At 36.4% G+C, this 14565-nt stretch carries 13 protein-coding genes; 7 read left to right on the forward strand and 6 right to left on the reverse strand.

The features are described 5' to 3' along the window. The first annotated feature begins 83 nt into the window (after nt 1-83). Together CA834_RS00470 and CA834_RS00475 are read left to right on the forward strand one after the other, a co-directional pair. On the forward strand, nt 84-548 hold the full coding sequence (locus CA834_RS00470) for a DUF1569 domain-containing protein (RefSeq protein WP_094966700.1): 465 nt from the start codon (nt 84-86) through the stop codon (nt 546-548). Further along, nucleotides 549-1019, forward strand: coding sequence for a very short patch repair endonuclease (locus CA834_RS00475; protein ID WP_094966701.1), 471 nt, complete (start codon nt 549-551; stop codon nt 1017-1019). A 150-nt stretch (nt 1020-1169) separates the two neighbouring features. Here CA834_RS00475 and CA834_RS00480 read toward each other — a convergent pair whose 3' ends face one another. Both CA834_RS00480 and CA834_RS00485 read right to left on the reverse strand, forming a co-directional pair. After that, the gene (locus tag CA834_RS00480) at nt 1170-2207 is read right to left on the reverse strand and encodes a phytase (protein WP_094966702.1); all 1038 of its coding nucleotides are present in this window, start codon (nt 2205-2207) and stop codon (nt 1170-1172) included. Next, nucleotides 2185-5001 carry a TonB-dependent receptor gene (locus CA834_RS00485; RefSeq protein WP_240507383.1) on the reverse strand — a complete coding sequence of 939 codons (2817 nt, stop codon included), beginning with the start codon at nt 4999-5001 and terminating at the stop codon, nt 2185-2187. Before CA834_RS00485 ends, CA834_RS00480 begins: the two co-directional genes overlap by 23 nt. 198 nt (nt 5002-5199) lie before the next feature. Here CA834_RS00485 and CA834_RS00490 point away from each other — a divergent pair, with 198 nt between their 5' ends. From CA834_RS00490 to CA834_RS00500, 3 genes are all read left to right on the forward strand, one after another. After that, entirely contained in the window at nt 5200-6342 is a 1143-nt protein-coding gene (locus CA834_RS00490) for a methionine aminotransferase (protein WP_094966703.1), read from the forward strand. 67 nt (nt 6343-6409) lie between these two features. Next, nucleotides 6410-6910 carry a hypothetical protein gene (locus CA834_RS00495; protein WP_133085436.1) on the forward strand — a complete coding sequence of 167 codons (501 nt, stop codon included), beginning with the start codon at nt 6410-6412 and terminating at the stop codon, nt 6908-6910. A 56-nt stretch (nt 6911-6966) separates the two neighbouring features. Next, entirely contained in the window at nt 6967-7749 is a 783-nt protein-coding gene (locus CA834_RS00500; RefSeq protein WP_094966705.1) for an amidohydrolase, read from the forward strand. On the opposite strand, the gene CA834_RS00505 is transcribed toward CA834_RS00500, so the two are convergent. Together CA834_RS00505 and CA834_RS00510 are read right to left on the reverse strand one after the other, a co-directional pair. Continuing rightward, nucleotides 7733-9346, reverse strand: a complete 1614-nt coding sequence (locus CA834_RS00505; RefSeq protein ID WP_094966706.1) for an Ig-like domain-containing protein — start codon at nt 9344-9346, stop codon at nt 7733-7735. The genes CA834_RS00500 and CA834_RS00505 overlap by 17 nt on opposite strands. A gap of 54 nt (nt 9347-9400) precedes the next feature. Next, nucleotides 9401-10081 carry a ComF family protein gene (locus CA834_RS00510; protein ID WP_165764730.1) on the reverse strand — a complete coding sequence of 227 codons (681 nt, stop codon included), beginning with the start codon at nt 10079-10081 and terminating at the stop codon, nt 9401-9403. A 66-nt stretch (nt 10082-10147) separates the two neighbouring features. Here CA834_RS00510 and CA834_RS00515 point away from each other — a divergent pair, with 66 nt between their 5' ends. After that, nucleotides 10148-11032: a hypothetical protein gene (locus tag CA834_RS00515; protein WP_094966707.1), complete on the forward strand. Its 885-nt coding sequence runs from the start codon at nt 10148-10150 to the stop codon at nt 11030-11032. Nucleotides 11033-11092: 60 nt separating this feature from the next. Continuing rightward, nucleotides 11093-12634, forward strand: a complete 1542-nt coding sequence (locus tag CA834_RS00520) for a glycine--tRNA ligase (protein ID WP_094966708.1) — start codon at nt 11093-11095, stop codon at nt 12632-12634. Nucleotides 12635-12693: 59 nt separating this feature from the next. Here CA834_RS00520 and CA834_RS00525 read toward each other — a convergent pair whose 3' ends face one another. Then, nucleotides 12694-13236: a hypothetical protein gene (locus CA834_RS00525; protein ID WP_094966709.1), complete on the reverse strand. Its 543-nt coding sequence runs from the start codon at nt 13234-13236 to the stop codon at nt 12694-12696. A 187-nt stretch (nt 13237-13423) separates the two neighbouring features. Beyond that, nucleotides 13424-14563, reverse strand: coding sequence for an efflux RND transporter periplasmic adaptor subunit (locus CA834_RS00530; protein WP_094966710.1), 1140 nt, complete (start codon nt 14561-14563; stop codon nt 13424-13426). Nucleotides 14564-14565 lie beyond the last annotated feature (2 nt).

Below are 14565 nucleotides of genomic sequence, written 5' to 3' on the forward strand. Positions count from 1 at the left end.
TTGTTATGCTGAACTTGTTTCAGCATCATATAAAGACCGAAGCCCTTGCAGAAATGTGAGGGTTTTTATTATTTTTAGATACTATGAAAAATACACACAAGCTTTCTAAATACCTTGATACGCTAGAAACTCTTATTCCAAAATTTAAAGCACAAAACCTCAAAGTATCAAAATCTAACGTAGGCTGGCATATTGATCATAGCCTCAAGGTGATAAATAATGTCGCTAAAGCACTAGAATCATCAGATCCTAAATTATATAAAGCTAACTTTAGTTTTTTAGGGTGGGTGTTATTAAGCCTAGGTTATTTTCCTAGAGGAAAAGCAAAAGCTCCAAAGCATGTAAAGCCACCTGAAATTATTACTGAAGAAGATCTCATCTTACAAGTTGAAACGGCAAAACAAAATATTGAAATTACAAGTACCCTGCCCAAAAATGCCCATTTTAAGCATCCTATGTTCGGGCATATTAATACAAATCGCGTTACACGATTTTTAGAAGTACATACCAACCATCATTTAAAAATTATCAGAGATATTTTGAAATAGATGAGTTACGCCAAATCTAAAATTAAAGTCCCAAGATTCAATGAAGCTTCTGGCTTCTATACTACAAAAAAGCGTTCAAAAATAATGAGCAAGATTCGTGGTAAGAACACCAAACCAGAACTCCTGTTTCGCAAAGCGCTTTGGAAAAAGGGTGTGCGCTATAGAATTAACAACAAACAGTTACCGGGCCGACCAGATGTTAGTATACAAAAATATAAACTAGCCGTTTTTATTGATGGTAACTATTGGCATGGCCATAATTGGGAAGAACGCAAGGCTAAACTTAAAACCAATCGTGAGTTTTGGATTCCTAAAATTGAACGAAACATGCAACGTGACTCAGAAGTCAACCAAGAATTAGAGGCCTTAGGCTACACCGTATTTCGCTTTTGGGAATCTGAAATTAAATCCAATCTAAAAACCTGTGTTAACGATATTATGGTGTATTTGCAGACTGGTAAATTTCTCTAAAAAATTATATTATTAAGCGTTTGAGTGAATTCCCATTGAACCGTTAAGTGATCCTACAGAAATTTTGATATTTTCTAAATAATCAGATAAATAACAAAAAACCCTTCCTATCAATGGGAAGGGTTATCAATTTACTTAGCAATTATGAAACTAATCTGCACTGAGATTAAGACTTCCTAAATCGTGAAAAACAAAGGTCTTCGAGTCTGTCATAGAAACAAACAAACCATTTGGAAATTGGTTGCCAAGAACTGCTGTGGTGACCTCACATCCATCGGTTTCCTTGGTGCCTAAGTTAATTTGTTTAATAAAGTTATTAGTGGTTCTGTCAAAAATGGAGAAGTTATGTGCTTGCTGGTTGGACACTATAATGTACCCAGACTTATCATCAAATCTGGCGATGGCTATTCCCTCAATATCACGTTTAAAATGTTGGCCGCCAAAACAGGCCAGTTCCTTGTCTCCATTTTCTGGGTTAGCGTAATATTTTCGTATGCAATGGTTTTCATCGGCATAATAGATATAGCCTAATTCTTGATCTACAGCTATGGCTTCAATTTCCTTTTTTCCACTGAATTCACCAAATTTTCTAACAAGTTTAGCCCTTACACCCAGACTGTCAGATTCTAAAAGATATTGATACAAATAACCATTAACAGGACCTTCTTTGCGACTCACTATGGCATATGTTTTATCGGAAAAATCATTTCTATATAAGGCAATACCCATGGGTCTTTGCATAGTCGAATCAGATTCATCTTCGAACACCTTTAATCCACCATTATCTAACTGCTTCATATCTGGAACAGAAAAAAGCCGAATTTGGTGTTTTTCACGCTCCGTAAATACCATTATATCAGTGCTTAAAGAATCGTTCAACTTGAAATTGTAGCCAATATCTACGTTGTTCGGATAGCTTAATCCTGTTAAGGACTTGTCCTTGATTATTTTTCCGTCCAAATCAAAAGCATAAACACCGCCATTAATTTCATCCTTGTCCGTTCCAAAAACAATACTGCGCTCTGGATGATCCTTATTTATCCATATGGCTGGGTCATCTGTATCATGTGGTGTCGAATCAGATATTAAAGCTGGGGGTATTACAGGCAAAATACTACCACATGAGCTCAGGCAAAATATACCTAAAACGACAAGGGTTAGGGCCTTATTTCCTTTTAAACAAATCATACTTCAATCCAAAAGTTACACGTTGTCCATAGTATTCCGCCTGCATGGTTCGATTTCTTACCCCTTGAAAATACCGTAAGGGCTGATCAGTAATGTTGAGTACATCCAAGTATATTCGAAGGTTTGGATTAATAGCAAAGTTCATATTAAAATCTACCAAAAACTGTTCGTCATAATACCGGTCATCAAACGGACCACCACCAATTTCATCGATATAGGCATCTGAATAATTTACTGAAAATCGAATATTAAACTTCTTGTCATTGTAGGCTATAGAGCCATTAAACATATTTGGTGCTGTGCCAGGAAGGTCTAAATCCGTACGGAAATCACCATCTTCATTGGCCACACCATCGGTACTAGATGTAAGATAGGTATAATTGAGATAAATACTAAAATTCTTCGCGAAGCCTGGTAAAAAATCCAACTGACGCTGAAACGAAAATTCCGCCCCAAAAACGGATGCACTTTCTGCATTTTGTGGTTGAAAAATATCAAATCCTGTAACCTCATCTTCCGATTGCAAAACATAAATAAAATCCTTGATATCCTTATAAAATACGCCCGCAGAAACAATACCTACACTTTTAAAATAATGTTCTGCCATAAGATCAAAGGCCATAGATGTTGTAGCCTCTAACTCTGGATTTCCCAAAAATATTTCCTCATCCGAAGCCACAATATCCACAGTAGGCACCAAATCAACATAATTTGGTCTTGCCAAGGTATTTGTCCAGGCAAATCGAAGGATGGTTTGCGGATTTAAATCGTATTTGAGATGCACACTAGGCAGGAAATTTGTGTATGAACTTTCTTCGGTGACTTGCCCAACCAAATCTTCTTCATCTTCTATTTGGTTTCCGGTTGATGTTATTCTAGTATTTTCAATTCGAAATCCAGCTAATATTGAAAACTTCTCAGAAAGTTGTTGGTTTGCCATGGCGTAAGCGGCATACACATTTTCCTCTACATCGTAATTAGCTCTCAAAAATTCATCTGGAACGGGTTCTCCATTGACCAAGTTTAAACCACCCAACCATTCAGGAGTACCAAAAAACCCAGCTTGATACTGGCTTCCTGCCAAGAAATCTGGATCGGAGAAGTCGCGTGTTGGGAGCGATGCCAAATTTGGAAACTCATCTTCCAAGTCAAATTCAAAAAAGTTGTTATCTCTGAACTTGTTTTTAAAACGTCCTCTTAACCCGAATTTTACAAAACCATCGCCTTTACCAAAAAAATCTGCCGGTAATTCGGCATTTAAGAAAAGATTGATATCCTCCTCTTCGGTATATTGATTTTCTTCAGTAATCTCATCAAACTCAAAATTTCCAAGGGCATTGTCATCGCCTGCGTTCACAGGGGACATAAAAGGGAATTCAGGATTGGAGTTATTGACATTAACCAAGTATTCTGAAGTAAACTGGGCGTATCGTTCATTTAAACGTTCTTCCGAAGCCTGAGCATAAGATCCCATCCAATCTAGTTTAAGATCTCCTAATAGATGCTCCCCTGCCAAGGTATAGTTTTGCATGCGCTGATCTTCCAGCCTTGTATTTTTATTTCTATCATTATTAATACCTGCTTTGGTCTCGCGCGCGGCCTCTATCGGAAATCGAGTCAAGGTTCCATTAGTATCAATATTAAAATCGCCTTCTCCTATATCTTCTGCATCCAACAATTCCTGTGCAAATACATAGCGGTTTTCTCTATCGTCACGCCAATTGTACATGGTACGTAGTTCAATTTTATTATTGGCGTCAAACCTGTAGTCAAAATTTGCAGAAAAACTGCGTCTTACACGTTGCACGATATAGGTGCGTTGTTCAAACACATCAGTGTAGGGATTTACTTCGAGTTCCTGCTCTTCATCATTAGTATCGGTAAAGCCAAATTCATTATTCCATTCGGCCTCAATATTATCAGAACCAAAATCAGTATCGTGTATTGCCGCGGAAAGCATCCATCCAAACTTGTTGTTTTTAGAACGGTCACCATAAATAAATGTACCGTTTAATATGCGTTTATCTGATATTAAATTAATCCCAGAACCCAAGGTTGCGGAAAGCCTAAACCCCTCTGGTGCCGTTCGCGTCACCAGATTTACCGAACCACCAAGAGCATCACCATCCATATCTGGTGTAACGGCCTTGTTGACCTCAATGGTCTGAATCATATCCGCTGGAATAAGATCCATTTGAATATTTCGGTTATCACCTTCGGCAGAAGGAATACGAGAACCGTTTAAGGTCACTGAGTTCAGCTGTGGTGCCAAGCCTCTTACAATAATATTACGCGCCTCGCCTTGATCGACCTGCATTGTAATACCCGGTATACGCTTCATGGCGTCTCCAATATTCGCATCCGGAAATTTACCAACCTGATCTGCAGATACAATGTTTGTAATGTTTGGTTTGTTCTTTTGGGTGTTTAAGGCTTTTGCCTGGCCACCGCTAAAACCAGTTAGAAGAATGCCTTCTAATTGTTCGGATTTACTTTTTAGCAAAACACGAAGATCTATTGTTTGATTGGCTATTACATCAACTTCAACATCTTGATCGGCATAGCCTAAATATTTGATTTTTAGCATTTGCTTACCAGCTGGAACATTCAGTAAAAGAAACCCTCCTTCTACATCTGAGACAGTGCCTTTATTTAAGGAGGGAATAATTATGTTGGCATAAGGTACAAAGAGCCCTTGTTCATCAAAAATAACCCCTTTTATATTTCCGTCTTGTGCAGCTGTAAACATGATAGAGGAAACTAGTGCTATAATTAAAATAAAACTTCTTTTCATCAGTAAGTGGTTTAATTAGTTAATTGATTGCTAAATAAGAGAATGTGTTTAGCAATCACTTTACCATTTCTTTAAGTGTTCTTTAACATTAAATAGGTTTTTGTCAGGAATTCATATTTGCTTAACACTAGTTTAAACTTCCTATAAAAATTAGGATTAAGCTTTAATGATTTAAGTACAAATTTGTATTTTTAAAATATGGACATAATCTCAAAACTCCCTAAGGTTGATACCACAATATTCACGGTAATGAGTGCCTTAGCCACCAAACACAATGCCCTGAATTTATCGCAGGGATTTCCAAATTATAGCAGTGATAAAGGGCTTATTGATTTGGTGAGTAAAGCCATGAATAACGGGTATAACCAATACGCCCCAATGGCTGGTAATTTGGATCTGCGTCTAGGTATTTGTAACAAATATGAATTACTTTACAACAGCACCTATCACCCTGAGACAGAGATAACAGTTACTGCTGGTGCAACCCAAGCTATTTACACCATAGTTTCAGCATTTATCCATCACGGTGATGAGGTTATTATCTTTAAACCGGCATACGACTGTTACGAACCTGCAGTAGAACTCAATGGAGGTAAAATCGTTCCAATTCAATTATCTGCACCAGATTATAAAGTCAATTGGGCAGAAGTGGCTTCAAAAATCACCTCAAAGACCAAAATGATTATGGTCAATACACCACACAATCCCAGCGGTACAATTTGGTCAAAGGAAGATATGCTTCAGCTACAAAAATTAACCAAGGACACCGATATCATAGTTTTAAGTGACGAGGTTTACGAACATATTGTTTTTGATGGTGAACAGCACCAAAGTGTTTGTCTGTTCGAGGATTTAAAACAGCGAAGTTTTATAACCGCCTCTTTCGGAAAAACATTCCATGTTACTGGATGGAAAATTGGCTACTGTTGTGCGCCCGAGGTCCTAATGTCAGAATTTCGAAAAGTGCATCAGTTCAATGTGTTTTCCGTAAATCATCCTGCGCAAAAGGGTATCGCAGACTATATGCAAGATGCGGAAACCTATCTCGGTTTAAATTCTTTCTTCCAGCAAAAGCGCGACTTGTTTCTCAATTTAATTTCAGAGTCCAGATTTAAATTTAAGCCTTCAAAAGGAACCTATTTTCAGGTGTTAGAGTATTCTGAAATCACAGATGAACATGATGTGGATTTTGCAAAGCGATTAACCAAAGATTTTAAGCTGGCTACAATTCCTCTTTCGGTTTTTAATGAAAATAAGCAAGATAATCACGTTGTTAGAGTGTGTTTCGCCAAAACTAATGATACCTTGATTAAAGCTGCGGAGATACTAAATGGTATTTAAAAAAGTCTTAACAAATTTCGTAGCATAATCAAAAGTGTTTTTTATATCTTAATAAAAAACAATGATTATGAGACGATTTGAGATTATAGTAATAGTAATATGTTTACTTGTTTCTTGCGGTAGCAGTGAAAAAGTTATTATGGATTCTGGAAAGGTATATACCGTTAAAGGTAATTCGTTTTACTACGAAGGCAAAGATGTTACGGAAACCTTGACTAACAAGGAAAAGCGAAATATTACTGCGACCCTAGATGATAAACTTAAGGCTCAGGAGCAGACCGAAGAACGTTTAGACGAATTAGACGAGGCGCAAAAAGAACTTGAAAAAGACTTAAAGGAATTAGAAGATAAAAAAGAAGCTGCAGAGGAACGCCGACGCGCCTTAAAAGAAGCAAGAGAAGATTATATTGAAGCAAAAGCTGATTTAAGGGAAAAGAAGAAGAAATTGAGAGCTTTAAAAAACAAGAAAGATGCGAGCGAAAAAGACATTGAATCCCTTAAAGAAGATATTGAAGAGTTAAAAAAGGAGGTCAAGGACAAAAAGGCGAAATTAGAGGAGTTGCGTTAATCTAATTCCATTTTGCAAAGTATTACAAAAGGTAAATATTTTTCTATTTTTAGCTTATGAAAACAGCGTTGAATATTGCATTAGGCCAATTTGATTTAGTTTGGGAAAACCCAGAGCGAAACAGGAAGCAAATTGGTGATAAAATTTCTCAAATAAACGAGCCTGTAGACTTAATTATCTTACCGGAAATGTTTACGTCTGGCTTTACTATGAATCCCAAAAATGTGGCTGAAACCATGAATGGAACAACCGTCTCGTGGATGCATCAGCTCTCAAAGAAAAAAAATGCGGCAATAACAGGTAGCCTCGTAATTAAAGAAAATGGTGTTTATTATAATAGACTGATTTTTGTGACGCCAGACGGTGATATCCATACCTATAATAAGCGCCACACCTTTACATTAGCTGGAGAGGATAAAGTTTTTGAAGCAGGACAGGAAAAAGTCGTATTTAATTTTGAAGGTTGGAAAATATGCCCCATGATCTGTTATGACTTACGATTCCCTGTTTGGTCCAGAAATTCTGAAGATTACGATGTATTAATCTATGTTGCTAATTGGCCTAGTCCTAGAATTAATGCTTGGGATGCGTTGTTAAAAGCTCGTGCCATAGAAAATATGAGTTACTGTATTGGTGTAAATAGAGTTGGTCGTGATGGAAGCAACCATGACTATCCAGGACATTCTGCAGCTTATGGTGTTCTTGGAAACACAATAGGTGGCACCTCACCAAATATGGAACAAATGACCATAGTCTCATTAGATAAAAATGACATAAAAAAATACAGGGAAAAGCTAGGGTTCCTTAACGATAGAGACCATTTTACTCTAAAAGAATAAACTCAATAATCTGATCAAAATTTGCTCTAACTTCAGGTATAGGTGGGGCGTAACTTACGCGTTCGGGCTGTAGTCCCAATAAATAATTTCCGGAATCATATTTTTTATTCGCGTTGCTGTCAAAAATGGCCCGTAGGCCATATTGTTTTGGCAAAATATCTCTAAAGTCCACTACTGGCACATCGGTTGTGTAGCGCTCATATTCTACTTTGCCCTGACTATCAACTAACTGGACAATCAATGGAAATTTAGCATTTTTTAAATTCACCCTGATATTGCCATATTCAGATTTCATCTTGGTCCTAACCGTATAGCTCAGTGTGTCCTTATTGGTACTTTCAAAAAAGTCTGTGAAAGTCTCGGGCAACATTTTAAAGTAATACTTTTGGCCTTCCTCCTTTTCAACCTTGAATGCCACTCTATTGAGAATGGAGTCGTATTCAACCTTAAAAGGAACATCTAAAGAGTCCTTTTCTATCAATGAAATCTTAGACTCATCAATTTTAGAAAGTGGTGTACTGGCCTCAAGAGTAAAATCCTGATTAAAATTTAGAGTACTTGAATATACTATATTAAGCGCCAATGAGTCCTTTTCCAATTTTCTAAAACGATGTTTAAATGTATCTATCTCCTTTTTATTAGTCACGATAAAAAAAGTTGTATCAACTTCAAAATCTGGTTTATACCAGTAATTTAAAGTGTCTGTTTTAGGCTCTTTAGTAATTCTATACACATAACCTTCTGGCTTTTCTCCCATAACCGTTATTTGCATGGACTCAAACTCACCTTCATAAGGGAAAATTATTTTTGAACCTGCTTCCTGTTTTGGCTTTACCGCTCTGTAATTTGCCTTCTCCTTAAATAATTTAAGCTCATATAATGAAGAGTCTCCTGGAACCTTAATAACATTCTTTTCAAATGCTATTTTGTCTTCCTTTTGGTCAAATTTGTAGTTATTGTTTTTGTCTTTCAGGGCAATTAGTTTATAGGTGCCTTCCTTTACATTATCAACACTGAAAGAGGTAAGGCTATCTAAGGTATTGGTGATATACCTCGGCTTCTCTTTATAAACAATAGAGTCTGTAAAGGTAGAGTCAACTTCGTAGAGCATAACCGAAATAAAATCGTCAGGTTCCCTAAGTAAGGCGTCAACGACAAAACCTTTTACCGAAAGAGAATCAATCGCATCTCCTGTGGAAAAGACATATCGATAATATGGATAAGGATTTTCCTCATTGTTGTCTACAATACTCTCTCCAAAATTAAAGGCATAGGTTGTATTCTCTTTTAGTGTATCCTTAATTTTTATACTGATGTATTTACTTGCACCACCCAAAGGTAAAATAACAGGTTGATTATCCATCGGAGGCGAGATAATCAGCTGCTTTTGTAAATCTTTTATTTTGACATATTCATCGAAATAAATCCTAATTTCATCACCCTTAAAATTGGTTGAAAAATTCTCTGGCACCACTTTTTCTATAATGGGTGGGTCCATGTCCTTCTCACCTCCTGCAGGGGTACCTCTGTTGGCACAAGCAAAGGTTGCGCAGATAAAAAAAACAATGACCGTTAACCGTATAAAGGTTTTAACCATGAACTAAAAACTATTTGCACAAAGAAACAATATTAATAGAAAGAAACGAAAAAATCAATCGGCTATTGCCATAGTAGCAAGGCTTAACTTTATTTTTTCAATCTTTAGTAGAACCGCTGCACAGGCTTCTACCGTGGCACCAGTAGTAATAATATCGTCAACAAGCAGAATATGCTTACCTTTTAGGGACTGGTCTTCCGTTATTCTAAAAAGACCTCTATCGTCTGTCCAACGTTTAAGTCTATTTTTAAACACCTGTGTTTTTGTATTTCTTGTCTTTACAAGAACCTTGTCATTATAACTAATATCCAACTCCTTTGCCATAGACCTTGCAAATTTTGTGACTTGATTATACCCTCGTTTTCTCATTTTTGATGGATGCAATGGCACGGGTATTACCACGTCTATCGATTTATAATCATCAATGGTCTTCAATTCTGCCCCTAACCAATTACCAAAGAACTCACTTATATTTTCGTGACCTTTATACTTTAAATTGTGTAATAATTGTTGTACTAGGCCTTTTTTAGAAAAATGTAAAAGCGCCGTGGCGTTTACGAGCTTTACACGACCATATAATACTTTTTTAACCGCCTCAGGATTATCAAAATGAAAATTGGTAATGGGCAGCTCGTGCCTGCATTTTAAACAAATCACCAGCTCATTATCTTTCAAAACATTATCACATGCTTCGCAGATTTTTGGAAAGAACAGGTTTAACAAATTTTTTACCACTTAATCGATTAAAATAAATTGAGAATTTAATTAGCTCTAATTTCGCTTCAAATTAAGAAATTAATTATGATAGTTAACCCTCAATTTTTTAACTACAGATTAATTATAGGTTCTTTACTGGTCGTTTTAACTGTTTTAGGAATTTTTAGTTTTACTAATTATAAATCCATCAAATCCTACGAAGAATTCTTAAGACAAGAGAAGTTTTTGATAGAAAAGGAACTATCGGAAATGCTTGAAAGTTATGACGAACTTAGCGAAGATTACGATCTTATGGCTACTCAGCTCCAAGAGGCCAAACTAGAAACTAAACAAGCTTTAGATTCTTTAAGATTGTTAAAAAGTGACTTATCAATAATCACTAAGTTTAAAGATCAGCTTATACTCTTAAAATCAAAGAGCAAGCTGCTTGTGAGCACAATTGACTCTCTTAATTCTGCCAATAAACTTTTAGAAAAAGAAAAGCGTTACGCTCTAACGGCCGTCGAAAAAAAATCCATGGCTATAAATCAGCTCGAAGAAGTCAATGATTCCTTAAATAGAACTATTGACAACGCCGCTATATTAAAAGCGGGTAAAATTGAAGCCAAATCGTATAAACTAAAGGGAGGCAAGAAACGCTACACATCTCGTGCGAGGCGCTCTAATGCAATTGATGTATGCTTCGCGCTCAATGAAAACCCGCTCACGGTGAAAGGCCCTAAAGATATTTATATTCAAATTGTAAGCCCGCAAGGCAATATAGTCTCGGATAAAGGGGAAATTAAGTTTGGAGATACGTCTCTTATTTACAGTAAAATGGAGGTTGTAGACTACAATAATTCAAATCTGGATATATGCACGGCCATTATTGCCAGTGAGGATGATAAACCGTTGTCCAAGGGCTATTATTTTGTCAATGTTTTTCATAATAATGTAAAACTAGGCAGCACAAGTATAAAGCTCAACTAAACAAAAGATATTATTTTTAAAAACCGCACTTTAATTAGGGCGGTTTTTTATTTTTGTACCATGGCAAATGACGACAATTTCAAAAAGGTAATCTCACATGCAAAGGAGTATGGTTACGTATTTCAGAGCAGTGAAATCTATGATGGCTTAAGTGCCGTTTATGACTATGCTCAAAATGGCGTGGAGCTTAAGAACAATATTCGTGAGTATTGGTGGAAGGCCATGGTTCAGATGCATGATAATATCGTAGGTATTGATGCTGCTATATTTATGCACCCAACCACATGGAAGGCTTCTGGGCATGTTGACGCCTTTAACGACCCTCTAATTGACAATAAAGATTCCAAGAAACGCTATAGAGCAGATGTCCTAGTTGAAGACTATTGTTTAAAAATCGAAGTAAAGATAAATAAGGAGGTTGCCAAAGCCGCCAAACGCTTCGGCGATGCTTTTAATAAGGACGAATTCCTTTCTACAAATGGAAGAGTCCTAGGATACCAAGAAAAAATAGATAGTGTTCTTAAACGTTTAGGCCAGTCTTTAGAGAAAGAAGATCTGGCCGATGTAAAAGCCCTAATTGAAGAGCTGGAAATTGCCGATCCTTTAACAGGAAGTAAAAACTGGACAGATGTAAAGCAGTTCAATCTTATGTTTGGCACCAAGCTTGGCGCCTCGGCTGAGCATGCAACAGATTTGTACTTACGTCCTGAAACAGCTCAAGGTATCTTTGTTAATTTCCTAAATGTACAAAAAACGGGACGCATGAAAATACCTTTTGGTATTGCACAAACCGGAAAGGCCTTCAGAAATGAAATCGTTGCACGACAGTTCATTTTTAGAATGCGCGAATTTGAACAAATGGAAATGCAGTTCTTTATTAAACCAGGTACGCAAAAAGAATGGTTTGAGTATTGGAAAGATGCACGTTTAAAATGGCATGAAAGTCTTGGGTTAGGTTCTGAAAATTATCGCTTCCACGACCACGAAAAACTAGCACATTACGCAGATGCTGCCACTGATATTGAATTTAATTTCCCCTTTGGTTTTAAAGAATTAGAAGGTATTCATTCGCGTACCGATTTCGATTTAAAACAACACGAAGAATACTCTGGCAAAAAACTTCAGTATTTTGATCCCGAAGAAAACGAAAGCTATACACCATATGTGCTTGAAACATCTATCGGTCTCGACCGAATGTTTTTAGCCGTGTTCTCCAATGCCCTTCAGGAAGAAGACTTGGAGAACGGCACTACAAGAACCGTTTTAAAATTACCTGCTGTATTAGCACCAACTAAAGCAGCCATATTTCCATTGGTTAAAAAAGATGGTTTACCAGAAATTGCCAAGCAAATCGTTGAGGATTTAAAATGGGACTTCAACATCACCTACGACGAAAAAGATGCAGTCGGCAGACGCTACAGACGGCAAGATGCAGTTGGAACTCCTTTTTGTATTACAGTAGATCACGACACTTTAGACGACAATTCTGTAACCATACGTCATAGAGATACAATGGAGCAGAAGCGTGTAAAAATTGAGGATCTTAAAGCTTTAATTAAGGCAGAAGTGGAGATGAAATATTGGTTGCAGCGGATGTTTTAGGATTTTCTCATGTTCATTCAGCTTTGGTCAAATACTAAGTTATTGTCTCTATTTAGAATTTAGAAACGATAACCAATATAGAAGTCACCTTTTATCATCGCATCAAAATCGGCATTACCCAAAAGATTTCTCCCTGCACCTATTTTAATTTCGAAAACAAAACCAGATGTATTTATCCATTTCTTGCCCAAGGCCAAACCTATGGATATATCAAAAACTTCCTCATTATCACTATTATTAATAGCATCCTCCAAATCAAAATCAGTTAAGAAAAATGAGCCAAAACCTTCAATAAAAAAACCCTTTGCCCCATAATCCTCGTTAGTTTGAAAATACATGCGGTAATAAGGCGTTAATGAATAATTTTCAAACCAATCATTACTCTTATCTAAATTAATGAGTGCGTAGGCACCTATACCTTGATTGCTATTGATAATATACTCATAAGCCCCTTCAAATATGAAACCAGATAACAGTTTAATACTCCCAAGACGTACTTCGTGTTTCCGGTCAAAAATAGATATGCTTTCTTCTGCTTGGTCTTGTGCAATGGCAACAATTGAAGAAATAGATAGTAAGAAAGCCAAAAAGGTGTTTTTCATAATGTTTAATATTGTTAATATGATTTCTGTTTATGCTTAGATGCAAAAAAGGGTAAAGGTTGCGTTAGACTCGATCAAACAATAAAAAATCTTGAGGATCGGTGATTCTGACTTTTTTATTTTTAAGGACTAAGGTTGCCTAGAAAATATGAAGAAGTCATTTTCTTTTCATCTACATGACTTGATACTAATTTAAGGTACTATTGGTTTCAACTAATTTATCAGCTCCTTTCAATACTATCATTTTATCTTTTAGCTGATCGACATTAAGGATTTCAACATAATTTTCAGCTGTTTTGCCTAAGTCAACACTAAACTTTTCCAAGTCGTAATGCGCCTCTTTTTTGTCTTTAACCGCATAGACATATGATGCTTCACCATCCTTAATAATTGCAGTCATTGGTAGGCCAAGGGCAGAATCTACATTAACTAATATTTCCGCATTCACATACATACCAACAATAAACTGGTTTTTTTCATTGTCTACATGACCATGTACTTTTACACGTCTTGTGGTTTGGTCAATTGTCGTACCGACAAGATGAACCTCAGCTTGAAATAAGTCGTCACTCGCTTCGGGAATTTTGAATTCGATTTTTTGTCCCTTTTTAACTTTCATGATGTCCTTTTCAAATACCGATAGTTCCAAATGTATATGTTCAGTATCCACAATTTCGAGTATGACATCATTTGGTGACACATAAGCACCGTTACTGACATTTACCTTAGTAACATAACCCTCAATTGGAGCATATATTTTGATAACTGAAGATATATTACCAGCTTCAACATTTGTAGGGCTTATATTCATCATCTGCAATTTTTTCTTCAAGCTATTGAAATGCGCCAAATTACTTTTATATAAGCTTTGGGCCTTCAAGTAGTTTTTCTCTGATGTAATGTTTTCATCAAAAAGTGTTTTTTGTCGCTGATATTCAGATTTTAAATAGACTAATTGCTCCCCAATTTCTATGTAGTTTTGCTGTATTTCAATGTACTCCGGGTTTTGCAAGGCCACCAATAACTGGCCCTTAGAGACAAAGTCTCCCACCAGCAGTGGTGTGTTATAAATATAACCGGCTACAAATGTTGAAATCATGGATTTATTTTGGGGCGGAACATCAATCATCCCAGTGACATTAATAATTTCTCCAAAATTATATTCAAGGAGTTTACCTAATTGAAAGGTGTCACTATCCAATTGAACCTTTGACAGTACTAGGTTTTTTGGTTGCTCTTGAACCGATTGTTCTTCTGGTTTTGATTCTGTCTTATTGCCACATGATATGAGAAATGAGACTAATATGAGGATTCTAATTGATTTCATTA

Origin of the sequence: Winogradskyella aurantia (assembly GCF_002266855.1) — a bacterium.
Classification (GTDB): Bacteria; Bacteroidota; Bacteroidia; order Flavobacteriales; family Flavobacteriaceae; genus Winogradskyella; species Winogradskyella aurantia.

What these genes read in the sequence shown, in the direction of transcription:
- CA834_RS00475 (WP_094966701.1), top strand. Translation starts at nt 549, where the DNA reads ATGAGTTACGCCAAATCTAAAATTAAAGTCCCAAGATTCAATGAAGCT.
- CA834_RS00490 (WP_094966703.1), top strand. Translation starts at nt 5,200, where the DNA reads ATGGACATAATCTCAAAACTCCCTAAGGTTGATACCACAATATTCACG.
- CA834_RS00500 (WP_094966705.1), top strand. Translation starts at nt 6,967, where the DNA reads ATGAAAACAGCGTTGAATATTGCATTAGGCCAATTTGATTTAGTTTGG.
- CA834_RS00525 (WP_094966709.1), bottom strand. Translation starts at nt 13,236, where the DNA reads ATGAAAAACACCTTTTTGGCTTTCTTACTATCTATTTCTTCAATTGTT.
- CA834_RS00480 (WP_094966702.1), bottom strand. Translation starts at nt 2,207, where the DNA reads ATGATTTGTTTAAAAGGAAATAAGGCCCTAACCCTTGTCGTTTTAGGT.
- CA834_RS00515 (WP_094966707.1), top strand. Translation starts at nt 10,148, where the DNA reads ATGATAGTTAACCCTCAATTTTTTAACTACAGATTAATTATAGGTTCT.
- CA834_RS00505 (WP_094966706.1), bottom strand. Translation starts at nt 9,346, where the DNA reads ATGGTTAAAACCTTTATACGGTTAACGGTCATTGTTTTTTTTATCTGC.
- CA834_RS00530 (WP_094966710.1), bottom strand. Translation starts at nt 14,563, where the DNA reads ATGAAATCAATTAGAATCCTCATATTAGTCTCATTTCTCATATCATGT.
- CA834_RS00495 (WP_133085436.1), top strand. Translation starts at nt 6,410, where the DNA reads ATGAGACGATTTGAGATTATAGTAATAGTAATATGTTTACTTGTTTCT.
- CA834_RS00520 (WP_094966708.1), top strand. Translation starts at nt 11,093, where the DNA reads ATGGCAAATGACGACAATTTCAAAAAGGTAATCTCACATGCAAAGGAG.
- CA834_RS00485 (WP_240507383.1), bottom strand. Translation starts at nt 5,001, where the DNA reads ATGAAAAGAAGTTTTATTTTAATTATAGCACTAGTTTCCTCTATCATG.
- CA834_RS00470 (WP_094966700.1), top strand. Translation starts at nt 84, where the DNA reads ATGAAAAATACACACAAGCTTTCTAAATACCTTGATACGCTAGAAACT.